The sequence below is a fragment of the Photobacterium sp. 1_MG-2023 genome (genome assembly GCF_030547945.1).
GTDB lineage: Bacteria > Pseudomonadota > Gammaproteobacteria > Enterobacterales > Vibrionaceae > Photobacterium.
Genome location: NZ_JAUORR010000001.1, coordinates 186581 through 201607, shown reverse-complemented (window position 1 = coordinate 201607; position 15027 = coordinate 186581). Strand labels below are relative to the sequence as shown.

Sequence of the window (15027 nt, the reverse complement as noted above, 5' to 3'; positions counted from 1 at the left end):
GACATTCTTGGAAAAATCGCTTGTCACTCATGTCGGCATTCGCTAGTATTCCCTCGCTCCTGACGAAGGGGTGCGCTGGCACTGCTAACGCAAAGCCGGCACAACAATATGGAACATAGGTGGAACCCATGTACGAAATTCTACTTGTGATTTATCTGTTGGCTGCGCTTGGTGTAATTGGCCTGGTTCTGGTTCAACAGGGTAAAGGCGCAGATATGGGAGCCTCATTCGGGGCTGGTGCATCAGGAACTTTGTTCGGTGCCAGCGGCTCTGGTAATTTCTTGACCCGAATGACTGCAGTTTTTGCAACCGTATTTTTTGTGATCAGCTTGATTCTTGGCAACATGAGTGCCAAGCAAGAGGATACAACCAGTGGCTGGGAAAACTTAAGTGTTCCAGCACAGCAAGAACAATCTGTTGAAAAAACTGAGAAAGCGCCAGTAAACAGCGATATTCCTCAGTAATCAGCAGCGTTGCCGAGATGGTGAAATTGGTAGACACGCTAGCATGAGGTGCTAGTGCCGTAAGGTGTAGGGGTTCAAGTCCCCTTCTCGGCACCATTCTTCAGTTACTTGAAAGAGTAACGACTGAGGGATATAATCGCCTTCAGAATTACGGACGCGGGGTGGAGCAGCTTGGTAGCTCGTCGGGCTCATAACCCGAAGGTCGTCGGTTCAAATCCGGCCCCCGCAACCAACTTGGATGATAATTGAGTAATGCTCAGTTATCAGTGGCTTGCCGCCCAGATGAAATCGGCGCCACATCCGGGTTTAGAAAAGCGACGATTCCTGGAACAGAATCGCTGTCGTTTTTCTGCTATAACCTTTAGAGGTTTTAGCTATCAGGGTCCAGAGATAATAAACCCCGTAATTCGGGGTTTTTTATTATCTGAAACATGACCATTCAGGTATCTACTGGGCTTTAATGCCCTTTTTTTGTTTCCAGGGGGTTGTCTTGACCGCTTTAGAAATGCAATTAACCGAACTGCTGGAAGCGCCAGTTACAGCCTTGGGGTATGAACTGGTGGGTCTGGAGTTTATCCGTGCGGGTGAACATTCCACACTGCGTGTGTTTATCGACCACGAAAACGGTATCACTGTCGATGATTGTGCCGACGTGAGCCGTCAGATAAGTGCGGTGATGGATGTTGAAGATCCAATCACTGTTGCTTATAACCTGGAGGTTTCCTCCCCTGGTTTAGATCGTCCGCTGTTTAAAGCGGCCCATTATGAACAGTTTATTGGCCACGAGGTCAGCCTGGTCCTGAAAATGGCGATGAATAATCGCCGTAAGTGGAAAGGTGACATTGTTGCTGTTGACGGTGAGCTGGTCACGTTGAACGTGAAAGGCGATGAAGAAACCTTTGCGCTTAGCAATATTGCCAAAGCCAACCTGGTTCCAAAATTCTAACCGCTAAATTGGGGCATTAGAAATGAACAAAGAAATCTTGGCTGTCGTTGAAGCGGTATCCAACGAGAAAGCTGTACCGCGTGAGCGTATCTTCGAAGCTCTGGAGATCGCCCTGGCAACAGCAACAAAGAAAAAGTACGAAGCAGAAATCGATGTGCGTGTTGCTATCGACCGCAAGACCGGTGATTTCGAGACTTTCCGTCGCTGGAAAGCGGTTGAGGAAGTGACGGCACCAACGTTGGAAATCACGTTGGAAGCGGCTCAGTACGATGATGAAACCATGGAACTGGGCAGTTTCGTGGAAGAGCAGATCGAATCTGTAACGTTCGACCGCATCACCACGCAAACCGCGAAGCAAGTGATCGTACAGAAAGTTCGTGAAGCTGAGCGCGCACAAATCGTTGAACAGTTTATCGACAATGAAGGTGAGTTGATCACCGGCGTTGTAAAAAAAGTAAATCGTGATGCAGTGATCATTGATCTCGGGAATAACGCTGAAGCGGTGATCCTGCGTGAAGACCAACTGCCACGTGAAAATTTCCGCCCGGGTGACCGCGTGCGTGGTCTGTTGTATGCTGTGCGCCCTGAAGCGCGTGGCTTCCAACTGTTCATGACCCGTTCGAAGCCTGAAATGCTCTCTGAGCTGTTCCGCATTGAAGTGCCGGAAATTGGCGAAGAGATGATCGAGCTGATGGGTGCGGCCCGTGATCCGGGTTCTCGCGCCAAGATTGCAGTCAAGACCAATGACAAGCGTATCGACCCTGTCGGTGCATGTGTCGGTATGCGTGGTGCGCGTGTACAGGCTGTGTCTGGTGAGCTGGGTGGCGAGCGGATTGATATCGTACTGTGGGATGAAAACCCGGCTCAGTTCGTCATCAATGCGATGGCTCCGGCAGAGGTGAGCTCTATCATCGTTGATGAAGACAACCACACCATGGACATCGCGGTAGAAAAAGACAATCTGGCTCAGGCGATCGGTCGCAGCGGACAGAACGTCCGTCTGGCATCAATGCTGACTGGCTGGGAACTGAATGTCATGACCGTCGAAGACTTGCAGAACAAGCATCAGGCTGAAGCACAGGCTTCCATTGATCTGTTTGTGAAGCATCTGGATATCGACGAAGAATTCGCCGTGGGTCTGGTTGAAGAAGGTTTTACCAGCCTGGAAGAAATCGCTTATGTTCCTGTGCAGGAACTGATGTCGATTGACGGTCTGGATGAAGATACGGTGAACGAACTTCGTAACCGTGCGAAAGAGGCGTTGACCACAATTGCCCTTGCTCAGGAAGAATCCTTTGATGGTGTTGAACCGGCTGAAGATCTCCTGAACCTGGACGGTATGGAGCGTGAACTGGCGTTCAAACTGGCTGCTAAAGGTATCAGCACTCTGGAAGACCTGGCAGACCAGGGCACAGATGATCTGCTGGATATCGAAAGTCTGGATGAAACCAGAGCGGGTGAACTGATTATGGCTGCCCGTAATATCTGCTGGTTCAGCGACGAAGCATAATTCAATTAGCAAGGGAGGAGCAGCATGTCAGAGGTTACAGTTAAGGCACTTGCCGACGAGATCGGTACTCCGATTGATCGGTTGCTTCAACAGTTTTCCGATGCTGGTATCAGCAAGAAGGCTGAAGACAGTGTCAATCAACAGGAAAAAGAGTCTCTGTTGACCCACCTGAAGAAAGAGCATGGTGGTAACACTGACGAGGCACCGACCCGCCTGACTCTGCAGCGTAAGACCCGAAGCACCCTGAGTGTATCCGGCTCTGGCGGTAAGAGTAAAAACATCCAAGTTGAGGTGCGCAAAAAGCGCACCTATGTGAAGCGCTCTGCCCTTGAGGAAGAGCAACGTGCAGAAGAAGCACGTCAAGCTGAAGAAACTGCAAAACGTGCTGCGGAAGAAGCAGCAAAACGTGAAGCAGAAGAGCAGGCTAAACGTGAGGCTGAAGAAAAGGCCAAGCGCGAAGCAGAAGAGAAGCGCTTAGCAGAAGAGAAAGCGAAGCAGTTGGAAAAGCAGTCTGAGCGTGATGCAGCAGTGGATGCAAGTGAACGTGATACTGATGATAAGCGTGACGCTGAAGATAAAGCCAAACGCGCCGCCGCTGAGCAAGAAGCTAAGAAAGAAGCTGAGGCACTGCAACGTCGCCGGGAAGAGGAAGCCAAGCGTAAAGCCGAAGAAGACAGTCAGCGTCAGCTAGAAGAGGCACGCAAAATGGCAGAAATGAACGAAAAGAACTGGTCGAAGAAAGACCAGGACACGAGTGATATGGAACGAGCAGACTACCACACGACCACTTCCACCTATGCCCGTGCGGCGGAAGACGAACAAGACCGTCGCGAGGAAGCAACTCGCCGTCGTTCTAAGAAGAAAAAAGCAAGCGGACCGAAAACAGAGGATCGCGAACAGCGCGAACGTCCGATGTCTCAGCGCGGTGGCCGTAATCAACGCGGTCGCGGCAAGCAGCAGATGAGCAAGCCGTCATCCATGCGCCATGGTTTTGATAAGACAGCAACCGTTGCAAAAGCAGACGTTGTGATCGGCGAGACCATTGTTGTTTCCGAGCTGGCAAACAAAATGGCTGTGAAAGCAGCTGAAGTCATCAAAGTGATGATGAAGCTGGGCGCTATGGCAACCATCAACCAGGTCATTGATCAGGAAACCGCACAGCTGGTTGCTGAAGAAATGGGCCACAAAGCAATCCTGCGTAAAGAGAATGAGCTGGAAGAAGCTGTTCTGTCTGATCGCGACGAGAACCTGACAACTGTGCCGCGCGCACCAGTTGTGACCATCATGGGTCACGTCGACCACGGTAAAACGTCTACGCTGGACTACATCCGTAAAGCACACGTTGCTGCGGCCGAAGCCGGTGGTATTACCCAGCACATTGGTGCTTACCACGTTGAAACCGACAACGGCATGATCACCTTCCTGGATACTCCTGGACACGCCGCGTTTACCGCAATGCGTGCGCGTGGTGCTCAGGCAACAGATATCGTCATTCTGGTTGTTGCAGCAGATGATGGTGTGATGCCACAAACGATTGAAGCAATTCAGCACGCGAAAGCTGCCGGTGTACCGCTGATCATTGCTGTGAACAAGATCGATAAAGAAGACGCGAACCCAGACAACGTGAAGAACGAGCTGGCTCAGTACGATGTGATTCCTGAAGAGTGGGGCGGTGAGAACATGTTCGTTCACATCTCTGCGAAGCAGGGCACCAACATCGACGGTTTGCTGGAAGCCATTCTGCTGCAAGCAGAAGTTCTGGAGCTGGAAGCGGTTGCAGAAGGTATGGCGAAAGGTGTGGTTGTCGAATCACGTCTGGACAAAGGTCGTGGTCCGGTTGCAACGGTTCTGGTTCAGGAAGGTACGCTGCGTAAAGGCGATATCGTGCTGTGTGGCCTAGAATATGGCCGTGTTCGTGCAATGCGCGACGAGCTGGGCCGTGAAATTGAAGAAGCGGGTCCATCCATTCCGGTTGAGATTCTGGGTCTGTCTGGTGTGCCTTCTTCTGGTGACGAAGCGACTGTGGTTCGTGACGAGCGTAAAGCCCGTGAAGTTGCACTGTACCGTCAGGGTAAATTCCGTGATGTGAAACTGGCGCGTCAGCAGAAAGCGAAACTGGAAAATATGTTCTCGAACATGACTGCCGGTGAAGTGGCTGAACTGAACGTGGTTCTGAAAGCCGACGTACAGGGTTCAGTGGAAGCGATTGCAGACTCACTGCGTAAGCTGTCAACTGAAGAAGTGAAAGTGAACATCGTGGGCTCGGGTGTTGGTGGTATCACCGAAACCGATGCGGTACTGGCTGCAGCTTCGAACGCAATCGTTCTGGGCTTCAACGTGCGTGCAGATGCATCTGCCCGTAAGACGATTGAAGCGGAGAACCTGGATCTGCGTTACTACTCCATCATTTACCAGCTGATCGACGAAGTGAAAGCTGCGATGGGCGGTATGCTGTCTCCTGAGTTCAAGCAGGAAATCATTGGTCTGGCTGAAGTGCGTGACGTATTTAAGTCACCGAAGTTGGGCGCAATTGCCGGCTGTATGGTCACTGAAGGGACCATCAAGCGTAGCAACCCAATCCGCGTTCTGCGTGAGAACGTGGTGATCTACGAAGGTGAGCTTGAATCTCTGCGTCGTTTCAAAGATGACGTTCAGGAAGTGAAGAACGGCTACGAGTGTGGTATCGGCGTGAAGAACTATAATGATGTTCGCGTTGGTGACCAAATCGAAGTTTACGAAATCGTTGAGATTCAGCGTACGCTGGACTAATTATTCAGGTTGCTCGTAAACCTGGCTAGAACACTGGGGAGCTTCGGCTCCCCTTTGTGTCAGGTTCCGCGGGCCACTGAGAGAGAGAATCAAATGGCGAAAGAATTCAGCCGTACACAACGTGTTGCTCAGCAGCTGCAAAAAGAGCTGGCAGTGATTCTGCAACGCGAAATTAAAGATCCGCGCATTGGTATGGCAACCATTTCCAGTGTGGAAGTGTCCCGTGATATGGGATACGCCAAAGTCTATGTGACTTTCCTGACTGTGGGGGAGCAAACACCGGAAGACAGTCTGGAAGCTCTGCGTGAAATGGCACCTTACATCCGTTCATTACTGGGCAAGCAGATCCGCCTGCGTGTCACGCCGGAGCTGAACTTTATCTTTGACCAGTCGCTGACGGAAGGCATGCGCATTTCCAACCTGGTCAGCAAAGTGGTTCGCGATGATGAAGCTCGTCGTGGCGATGAACCTCAGGATGAAGGTGAGGACAAGTAATGGCACGTCGTCGTAAAGGACGTCCGGTTGACGGCGTTCTGCTGTTAGACAAACCGGGTGGCATCACGTCAAACGATGCTCTGCAAAAAGTGAAACGCATTTTCTTTGCAGAAAAAGCGGGACACACCGGCGCACTGGATCCCCTGGCGACCGGGATGCTGCCGATTTGTCTGGGAGAAGCGACTAAGTTTTCTCAGTTCCTGCTGGACTCGGATAAACGCTATCGCGTGATCGCAAAACTGGGTGAGCGGACAAATACCTCTGACTCAGACGGTGAAGTGGTTGAAACCCGTGACGTGAAAGTTGATCGGGGCCTGCTGGAGCGCTGTATTGCCAAGTTCCGTGGCACGACCAAGCAAATTCCGTCTATGTTTTCGGCGCTGAAATATCAGGGACGCCCGCTGTACGAATATGCCCGTGAAGGTAAAGAAGTACCGCGTGAAGCCCGTGATATCACCGTGTATGAAATCAGCCTGCTTCGCTTCAGCGACAATGAAGTTGAGATGGAAGTGCATTGTTCAAAAGGCACTTATATCCGCACGATTGTTGATGATCTGGGTGAGATGCTGGGCTGTGGCGCGCATGTAACCTACCTGCGTCGGATCGGTGTCTCCAAGTATCCGTTGGAGAGCATGGTCACGCTGGAGCAACTGGAAGCACTACTGGAACAGGCGCGTGAACAGGATATTCAGCCGAAAGAGTTGCTGGATCCGCTGTTACTACCAACTGACACCGCAGTTCAGGATTTACCTGAAGTCAATCTTCTGCCGGTTGTCGCCAGCTATGTGCTGAACGGTCAGCCGGTTCAGGCGGGTCGTGTTCCGGAAACCGGAACATTGGTGCGGCTGACTGCCGGAGAGCAGCGTGATTTCATCGGTGTAGGTGAAATCGATGCAGAGGGGATGGTTGCCCCGAAGCGTGTACTGGCAAACAAGCAGTAAGCACGCCTGCTGAGAATATTCCGCTTGCGGCCCGTTTGACGGGTGCGTATAATTCGCGGCTCGGGTGCCGGCTGAATCAGAGATTGGCTGGCACAAACTTTACTATTTTGTATTAGGAATGAGTTATGTCTCTGAATGCAGAAACTAAAGCAGCTATCGTTGCTGAATACGCACAAGGCACAAACGACACGGGTTCACCTGAAGTTCAGGTTGCACTGCTGACTGCACAAATCAACCACCTGCAAGGCCACTTTTCTGAGCACAAAGGTGACCACCACAGCCGTCGTGGTCTGCTGCGCATGGTTTCTCGCCGTCGTAAGCTGCTGGACTACCTGAAAGGCAAAGATCTGGGTCGTTACCAGTCTCTGATCCAGCGTTTGGGTCTGCGTCGCTAAGATTGCTTGAAGAGAAAGGAGCCGACAGGCTCCTTTCTTTTTATGCCCTCACAGGGCACAATGTTTGTTGTTCAACAAACGCTCTTTATGAATGAAATCACGGTACTTCACACTTTCACGAGTCGTTTTCGTCGACCTTCAGGTCGCGGCTATTGACAGCATCTGTGCTGAACGGTTGTTGTCATTAGTCGCGATGCGTGAATTGTAAGTGCCACTTCACATGACGCTTTTTGATGTGTCGGATATACTTACTGGCGCAAATAGAAAAAGCAGATCAATATTTTAAGGAAATTCACGTGAATCCTATCGTAAAAACCTTCCAGTACGGTAACCACACCGTCACTCTGGAAACTGGTGTTATGGCACGTCAGGCAACTGCTGCTGTGATGGCCAGTATGGATGACACTTCTGTCTTCGTCAGCGTTGTTGGTAAGAAAGAAGCTGTTGAAGGTCAGGACTTTTTCCCGCTGACTGTAAACTACCAGGAGCGTACTTACGCTGCCGGTAAAATCCCGGGTGGTTTCTTCAAACGTGAAGGCCGCCCATCTGAAAGCGAAACTCTGACGGCACGTCTGGTTGACCGTCCTATCCGTCCACTGTTCCCGGATGCATTCAAAAACGAAGTTCAGGTGATTGCGACTGTCGTTTCTGTGAACCCGGATGTGAGCCCGGATATCGTAACCATGATCGGTACCTCTGCGGCACTGGCGATTTCTGGTATTCCGTTTAATGGCCCAATCGGTGCAGCACGTGTTGGTTACATTAATGATCAACTTGTTCTGAACCCAAGCAACAAAGAATTGGCAGAAAGCCGTCTGGATCTGGTGGTTGCCGGTACTGATTCTGCTGTGCTGATGGTTGAATCTGAAGCAGAACGTCTGACAGAAGAACAAATGCTGCAAGCAGTTGTGTTTGGTCACGACCAACAGCAAACCGTGATCAACGCGATCAAAGAGTTTGCTGCTGAAGTTGCAACCCCAGCCTGGAACTGGACTGCACCAGAAGTCAATACAGCACTGAAATCACGCGTTGCTGAAAAAGCAGAAGGTCGTTTGGCTGAAGCGTACCAAATTACTGAAAAAATGGCGCGTTACGAGCAAGTTGGCGCCATCAAGAATGATGTGGTTGCAGCATTGCTGGCTGAAGATGACACGCTGGAAGAGCGTGAAATCCGTGATATGCTGAGCTCTCTGGAAAAGAACGTTGTTCGTAGCCGTATCATTGCTGGCAATCCGCGTATTGACGGCCGTGAGAAAGACATGGTTCGTGCGCTGGACGTTCGTACCGGCGTTCTGCCGCGTACTCATGGTTCTTCTCTGTTCACTCGTGGTGAAACGCAGGCACTGGTGACAGCGACTCTGGGTACCCAGCGTGATGCGCAAATCCTGGATGAACTGACAGGCGAGCGTAAAGAGCACTTCCTGCTGCACTACAACTTCCCTCCTTACTGTGTGGGCGAGACTGGCTTTGTGGGTTCTCCGAAGCGTCGTGAAATCGGCCACGGTAAACTGGCGAAGCGTGGTATCCAGGCTGTGATGCCAAGTGTGGATGAGTTCCCGTACACCGTTCGTGTGGTTTCTGAAATTACCGAATCAAACGGCTCTTCTTCAATGGCTTCTGTTTGTGGTACTTCTCTGGCACTGATGGATGCAGGCGTACCAATTAAAGCTTCTGTTGCGGGCATCGCAATGGGTCTGGTGAAAGAAGGCGAAGATTTCGTGGTTCTGTCTGACATTCTGGGTGACGAAGATCACCTGGGCGACATGGACTTCAAAGTGGCGGGTACGAACGACGGTATCACTGCACTGCAGATGGATATCAAAATCGAAGGTATCACCAAAGAAATCATGCAGATCGCTCTGAACCAGGCGAAAGGTGCGCGGATGCACATCTTGGGCGTGATGGATCAGGCAATCAGCACAGCACGTGACGATATCTCTGAGTTTGCACCGCGTATTCACACTTTGAAGATCAACCCAGAGAAGATCAAAGATGTGATCGGTAAAGGCGGTGCGGTGATTCGTCAGCTGACTGAAGAAACCGGCACAACGATCGAAATCGAAGACGATGGTACTGTGAAGATCGCTGCAACCGAAGGGACTGCTGCGAAAGAAGCGATCCGTCGTATCGAAGAAATCACCGCTGACGTTGAAGTTGGTCGCATCTATACTGGTAAAGTAGTGCGAATTGTTGATTTTGGTGCATTTGTTTCTGTCATTGGCAGCAAAGAAGGTCTGGTACACATTTCTCAGATCGCTGAAGAGCGTGTCGAGAAAGTATCTGACTACCTGCAAATGGGTCAGGAAGTACAAGTGAAAGTACTGGAAATCGACCGTCAGGGCCGTATTCGCCTGAGCATGAAAGAAGCGAAGAGCGAACCGGCACCAGCCGCAGGTGAAGACGCTTAATCCTTTTGGTTTTTGCGACCACTTCATCAACAAAGTATTAAGGGGCTGTATGGCCCCTTTTTTATACCAATGAACTTACTGAGACTGTACTCGGGTTGTGGGCTTTGACACATCGAATAAACTGAAGAAATCAAAGTACTGCCGGGTCGGTTAGGGAGAATGGCATTGTTTGCAAAGAGGCTTAAGTTCGCAGTCATCGCGATGGCCGCCATGCTCGGCGGGTGTTCGACAAGTACTTACTCCAGTTGGGAGCAACCGCTGATCGCAGTACCGTTGCAACCCTCCTTCGAGCAACAAGTACAGCTGGCGCGGATCGATCAGCTGTTGGGACGCAGCGATCTGGACGATGAAACCCGCTCTCAGATTTTTTATGAGCGTGGTCTGCTGCATGATGGGATTGGCTTACGGGATCTGGCCCGATTGGATTTTGAACGGTCGCTCAAGCTGTATCCGGCCCAACCCGATATCTTTAATATCCTGGGTGTTTATCTGACACAACGCGCCCGGTTTGATGAGGCTTACGAGGCATTCGACTCCGCACTGGAACTGGATGTGAGCCATCCGTATGCACAGCGAAACCGTGGGATTGCATTGTACTACGGCGGTCGCTATACCCTGGCTAAACAAGATCTGATTGCGCATTATGAGCAGGATCCGAATGATCCTTATCGCACAATTTGGCTGTACTTCGTTGAACTGGAAACGGCACCGGAAAAAGCGGCACAAAACCTGACAAATCGGTTCGATCGTGCCGAGCGTGAGGATTGGGGCTGGAATATTGTCAGCATGCTGATGGGTTCAGAGACGGAGCAGCAGCTTTTGGACAGCATTGTCAGAAGCAGTGAAAGCAATGCGCAAATGGCCGAACGTCTGACAGAAAGTTATTTCTACATGGCAAAGCGCTATCAGCATGAGAATCAATACGCTGAAGCGGTTCAATTGTACAAGCTCACATTGTCCGGCAATGTGTATGAATTTGTTGAGCATCGTTTTGCAGCGCTGGAGCTGAATCGCTTACTGGCTGCGTTGCAAAATGGGACTGCACAGGTTGAATCCGAAGACGAAGCGTTATAACGCTGTCTATGAGTTAAGAAAGGTTGCCCCGCAGGAGCCGCTATAGTTAAGGCGATAGCGGATTGAGCAAGTCTGGGGGCAGCCATGAAACGTATCGTTGTATTTCTCTTGGTCTGTCTGGGCGCAGCCGCCTCCGCAGATCAGAAACTGGATTATGTTCATGCGGTGACCACGCCGGGGCAGGGGCGGTTAGTGACCGTCGATGATTACTGGCTGCTGGCTTTCAGCAATACGTATGATATCCGGTTGCCCGAGCATGTGACGGAAGGGCAAAAACTGCAAATTCAGGTGAAGGCGGAAGACGCCTGGCAGTCAGAGCCGTTCACTGTCGTCGCTATTAGTATCTATGAAGATTTGTGTCGTCTGCACCGGCAGCATCCGAGTCAGGATGGCCGTTTTCCTTCGGATGCCATTTATATTCAGCCCTGTGCCCGTGAATAAACCCGTTAACAGAAAAACGCCCCGGTTTTCCGGGGCGTTTGTGTATCATACCAACCGCAGTCAATCACTGGTCATCCTAGCTTGTTCAAATGTTCAATCACTGCGTTAGATTTTGTGATTGTAGAATCAGGACTTATCTAAAAATTCTGCCTCGTACTCAAACATTTTTCCTGCGCTATTTTTGATCACTGACTTACTTTGATTGGTATAACGCGATCAGACAAGCCCGGTGGTGAGGTGGACCACAATGACGGTAAACGCTGACATTAATGGAATGGCCATGGTCACCACGGCAATATCACCATAGCTCTGTCTGTGCGTCAGTCGGCACACGGCCAGCAGGGTAATGACCGCACCACAGTGTGGTAAGGTATCCAGCCCGCCTGCTGCCAGCAGCACGACACGGTGCAGCACTTCCGGGTTGATCCCCGTGCTCAGGAAATCATTCCCCAGCATTGCCAGTACCATCCCTGTCCCCCCAGAAGAAGAACCGATAATCCCGGCCAGACTGGTAGAGGTGATAGCAACCTTGAACAGGTCCGGAATATCAATAGCGGCAATACCGGCTTTGATGGCCACAAAAGCCGTCAGCGCTGTGATGACGGCACCATATCCGACTTCCGAAGCTGTATTGAAAATTGGCAGCAGGGAACCTACAGAACCGTCGAAGACATGTTTGTTGGCTTCAAACAGGTAACGGCGATAGGCAACCAGCATGAAGGCAATGGCCACTAGAAGCGCCAGAATGACAGGCCAGGTGCCGTTAACGCGCGTTTCCAGGGCCTCGTAGGCTGCGATAATCTCAGGTGATTTGAAGTAAATATTGGTCAGCACAAAGTTAATGACAAAAACCAGCAGGATTGGCAGTAATGACAACAGCAAGCCTGGGGCGGCAGTGTTTTCTGCGGTTTCATCTTTGCCGTCCTCATGCTCACCGTAACCTTCACCGGCAAGAATGGCTTTATTTGCACGGAATTTGATCCATAAAACACCCAGTACCAGCATCATGGTCCCTGCAAGCAGCCCCAAGGCTGGTGCAGCATAAATGGTGGTGCCAAACGGAATCGTTGGCATCGTGTTCAGGTATTGTGGTGTGCCCGGCAATGCGGTCATGGTAAAAGTGAACGCACCCAGTGTGATGGCTGCAGGCAGCAGGCGTTTCGGAATTCCTGCGGCGCGGAAGGTTGCAGCGCCAATCGGGTACATCGCAAAGACAACCACAAAGAGCGATACACCACCGTAAGTCAGCAAGGCCGTGGCCAGCACCACAGACAGAATCGCATGTTTCGTGCCCAGGTATTGAATAATCGAGCGGGAAATGGTTCGGGCTGCACCGGAAGCCCCCATCAGCTTACCGAAAATTGCACCCGCGATAAAAATTGGGAAGTACAGCTTGATGTAGTTTGCCGCGGCAGGCATGAAGACATTCGAAAGGGCATACAAGAATGGGAAATCACTGGTCAGCAATGCAGCTGACATGGCTAAAATCGGCGCAAGTACCAACACGGATACGCCCCGGTAAGCGAAGTACATCAAACCCACCAATGTGAGCAGTATGACGGCAACATCCATATTTTATTTCTCCGTATGATTAAAATGTAACAGGCTGATAACATCCTAGCCGGGTCAGTCTTGAATTAAAATCACACTGGTCCGGCCAGGTCTCATGCCTTTCGTGAAAGTGGGAGCGCTATCAAGCTCTGCTGCGGAAAAATAGCGCCAGCTGTCGGTATTGATAAAGATATTTTTTAAGTATATCAATATGTTATCACGGCAATCTTACCGTGGTTAGCTAGTTTTGAAAAACACAATTTCATATGTAGCTATTAAAGCGTCACCATGTGATTCATACACTTTGGGCAGTTGCATGTTAAAAGGAAGTCGCGCATGGCAGTGGTCCAGCTTACATCAGAGCAGGCATCAGCATGGATTCAGGATGGACAGTCCGTGCTGTTGGGGGGATTCATTGGATCTGTGGTACCGGAGTCGATTCTCAGAGCATTGGGGGAGCGCTTTGAGCGTGAACAGTCGCCCGCTGCACTGACCTTGATTTTTGCTGCAGGTCAGGGAGACGGTCAGGGCAGAGCTGCAAACCATCTGGCGAAGCCCGGTATGGTGAAACGTGTGATCGGCGGGCACTGGGGATTGGTGCCAGACCTGCAAAAACTGGCCCTGAGTAATGAAATTGAAGCCTATAACCTGCCTCAGGGCGTGATCTCTCATCTGTTGCGTGACACGGCTGCTGGGAAGCCCGGCACTTTGACGACCACTGGTTTGGGCACTTATGTTGATCCCCGGCTTGAAGGGGGAAAAATCAATGCCGTGAGCAGGGAAGAGCTGGTCTCAGTCGTTGAACTGGCCGGGGAAGAGTATCTGTTCTATAAGCGATTACCGGTGGATGTCGCGATATTGCGGGGCACCACAGCAGATACGCAAGGTAACATCACCATGGAAGATGAATGTCTGGTTCTGGAAAATCTCGCCTCGGCTCAGGCGGCGAGAAATCAGGGCGGCAAGGTGATTGTTCAGGTGAAGCGCATCGTGCCAGCGGGGACGCTGGATCCTCACAGCATAAAAATCCCCGGCATTTTTGTGGATGCCGTGGTGCTTTGCGACCATGAATCGGAGCATATGCAAACCTTCGCGACCGGATATGAACCGGCTTTTGTTGGCCGCGACAAAGGCTCATCCCGGCCCGTGAAGCCGATGTCTGACGATGGCTTACTGGATGCGAAAACCATCATCGCCCGACGCGCGGTGATGGCGCTCATGCCCCACGCCGTTCTGAATCTGGGCATTGGGGTGCCAGAGTATATTGCCATCGTTGCTGGCGAGTTGGGGATGCTGGATGCCCTGACGCTCACCGTAGAACCCGGTGCAATTGGTGGCTTACCGGCCAGCGGTCTGGATTTTGGCGCCAGCCGGCATCCTCAGGCCATTATTACGCAGGATCAGATGTTTGATTTTTACGACGGCGGTGGGATCGATCAGGCATTTCTCGGGCTGGCACAATGCTCGGCGCGAGGGGATATCAATGTCTCTCGATTTGGTGACCGATTACCGGGCTGCGGTGGGTTTATCAATATCAGCCAGCACGCCAAATCAGTGTATTTCTGCGGGACCTTTACCGCGGGCGGGCTGCGAACGGATGTCACTGAGGGCCAACTGAAAATTCTTCAGGAAGGCAAGGGCATGAAATTTGTGGCGCAGGCCGAACAGGTTACCTTTTCTGCCAGTCGGGCCAATGCGGTGCATCAGTCCGTCCGCTACCTGACCGAGCGAGCCGTGTTCCGGCTGGAGCCGCAAGGCATTGTACTGGAAGAGATTGCCCCCGGCGTGGATTTAGAGCGGGATATTCTGGCACATATGGGCTTCATGCCGCTGATTGACCCGGATTTGCGTTTCATGCCAGCAGAAATATTTGCCCGAGATTTTTCATTCCGGTTTGACTGAGCATTGCTGAGTTCAAAACAGAGTGTGAAGCACGCTGGAACTTCTGGCATTTCTGTTGATGCATATGGGGCTCAGGAGGCATGATTGGTGCTGGTTTAATATCAACACACACCTGAGCCGTCCGCATAGGT

General features: G+C 51.3%; 12 protein-coding genes and 2 tRNA genes. 13 read left to right on the top strand and 1 reads right to left on the bottom strand.

The window, feature by feature from the left end:
- The first annotated feature begins 128 nt into the window (after positions 1 to 128).
- The 12 genes from secG to Q4579_RS00820 all read left to right on the top strand — a co-directional run bounded on the left by secG (position 129) and on the right by Q4579_RS00820 (position 11443).
- A complete protein-coding gene (gene secG / locus Q4579_RS00875; protein WP_211647225.1) occupies positions 129 to 464 on the top strand; it encodes a preprotein translocase subunit SecG in 336 nt (111 codons plus the stop codon).
- 11 nt (positions 465 to 475) lie between these two features.
- Positions 476 to 560 (top strand) — tRNA-Leu (locus Q4579_RS00870).
- Between the two features lie 59 nt (positions 561 to 619).
- Positions 620 to 696, top strand: a tRNA-Met gene (locus tag Q4579_RS00865).
- A gap of 258 nt (positions 697 to 954) precedes the next feature.
- Positions 955 to 1410, top strand: coding sequence for a ribosome maturation factor RimP (rimP, locus tag Q4579_RS00860; protein ID WP_046219158.1), 456 nt, complete (start codon positions 955 to 957; stop codon positions 1408 to 1410).
- Between the two features lie 22 nt (positions 1411 to 1432).
- Positions 1433 to 2920 carry a transcription termination factor NusA gene (nusA, locus tag Q4579_RS00855; protein WP_303560899.1) on the top strand — a complete coding sequence of 496 codons (1488 nt, stop codon included), beginning with the start codon at positions 1433 to 1435 and terminating at the stop codon, positions 2918 to 2920.
- Positions 2921 to 2944: 24 nt separating this feature from the next.
- Positions 2945 to 5689, top strand: coding sequence for a translation initiation factor IF-2 (infB, locus tag Q4579_RS00850; protein ID WP_303560898.1), 2745 nt, complete (start codon positions 2945 to 2947; stop codon positions 5687 to 5689).
- 93 nt (positions 5690 to 5782) lie between these two features.
- Positions 5783 to 6184, top strand: coding sequence for a 30S ribosome-binding factor RbfA (rbfA, locus tag Q4579_RS00845; protein WP_211647228.1), 402 nt, complete (start codon positions 5783 to 5785; stop codon positions 6182 to 6184).
- On the top strand, positions 6184 to 7125 hold the full coding sequence (gene truB / locus Q4579_RS00840) for a tRNA pseudouridine(55) synthase TruB (protein WP_303560897.1): 942 nt from the start codon (positions 6184 to 6186) through the stop codon (positions 7123 to 7125). Before rbfA ends, truB begins: the two co-directional genes overlap by 1 nt.
- A 125-nt stretch (positions 7126 to 7250) precedes the next feature.
- Positions 7251 to 7520, top strand: a complete 270-nt coding sequence (rpsO, locus tag Q4579_RS00835; protein WP_211647230.1) for a 30S ribosomal protein S15 — start codon at positions 7251 to 7253, stop codon at positions 7518 to 7520.
- Between the two features lie 296 nt (positions 7521 to 7816).
- Entirely contained in the window at positions 7817 to 9928 is a 2112-nt protein-coding gene (gene pnp / locus Q4579_RS00830) for a polyribonucleotide nucleotidyltransferase (protein WP_303560896.1), read from the top strand.
- A 159-nt stretch (positions 9929 to 10087) separates the two neighbouring features.
- A complete protein-coding gene (gene nlpI, locus Q4579_RS00825; RefSeq protein ID WP_303560895.1) occupies positions 10088 to 11002 on the top strand; it encodes a lipoprotein NlpI in 915 nt (304 codons plus the stop codon).
- Positions 11003 to 11086: 84 nt separating this feature from the next.
- Entirely contained in the window at positions 11087 to 11443 is a 357-nt protein-coding gene (locus tag Q4579_RS00820) for a hypothetical protein (protein ID WP_303560894.1), read from the top strand.
- Between the two features lie 216 nt (positions 11444 to 11659).
- Here Q4579_RS00820 and Q4579_RS00815 read toward each other — a convergent pair whose 3' ends face one another.
- Positions 11660 to 13015, bottom strand: coding sequence for a GntP family permease (locus Q4579_RS00815; protein WP_303560893.1), 1356 nt, complete (start codon positions 13013 to 13015; stop codon positions 11660 to 11662).
- A gap of 315 nt (positions 13016 to 13330) precedes the next feature.
- On the opposite strand from Q4579_RS00815, the gene Q4579_RS00810 reads away from it, so the two are divergent.
- Positions 13331 to 14896 (top strand): acyl CoA:acetate/3-ketoacid CoA transferase, encoded by a 1566-nt coding sequence (locus Q4579_RS00810; RefSeq protein ID WP_303560892.1) that lies wholly within the window; start codon positions 13331 to 13333, stop codon positions 14894 to 14896.
- The last annotated feature ends 131 nt before the right edge of the window (positions 14897 to 15027 follow it).

What these genes read in the sequence shown, in the direction of transcription:
- Q4579_RS00810 (WP_303560892.1), top strand. Translation starts at nt 13,331, where the DNA reads ATGGCAGTGGTCCAGCTTACATCAGAGCAGGCATCAGCATGGATTCAG.
- nusA (WP_303560899.1), top strand. Translation starts at nt 1,433, where the DNA reads ATGAACAAAGAAATCTTGGCTGTCGTTGAAGCGGTATCCAACGAGAAA.
- nlpI (WP_303560895.1), top strand. Translation starts at nt 10,088, where the DNA reads ATGGCATTGTTTGCAAAGAGGCTTAAGTTCGCAGTCATCGCGATGGCC.
- Q4579_RS00820 (WP_303560894.1), top strand. Translation starts at nt 11,087, where the DNA reads ATGAAACGTATCGTTGTATTTCTCTTGGTCTGTCTGGGCGCAGCCGCC.
- Q4579_RS00815 (WP_303560893.1), bottom strand. Translation starts at nt 13,015, where the DNA reads ATGGATGTTGCCGTCATACTGCTCACATTGGTGGGTTTGATGTACTTC.
- infB (WP_303560898.1), top strand. Translation starts at nt 2,945, where the DNA reads ATGTCAGAGGTTACAGTTAAGGCACTTGCCGACGAGATCGGTACTCCG.
- rbfA (WP_211647228.1), top strand. Translation starts at nt 5,783, where the DNA reads ATGGCGAAAGAATTCAGCCGTACACAACGTGTTGCTCAGCAGCTGCAA.
- rpsO (WP_211647230.1), top strand. Translation starts at nt 7,251, where the DNA reads ATGTCTCTGAATGCAGAAACTAAAGCAGCTATCGTTGCTGAATACGCA.
- truB (WP_303560897.1), top strand. Translation starts at nt 6,184, where the DNA reads ATGGCACGTCGTCGTAAAGGACGTCCGGTTGACGGCGTTCTGCTGTTA.
- secG (WP_211647225.1), top strand. Translation starts at nt 129, where the DNA reads ATGTACGAAATTCTACTTGTGATTTATCTGTTGGCTGCGCTTGGTGTA.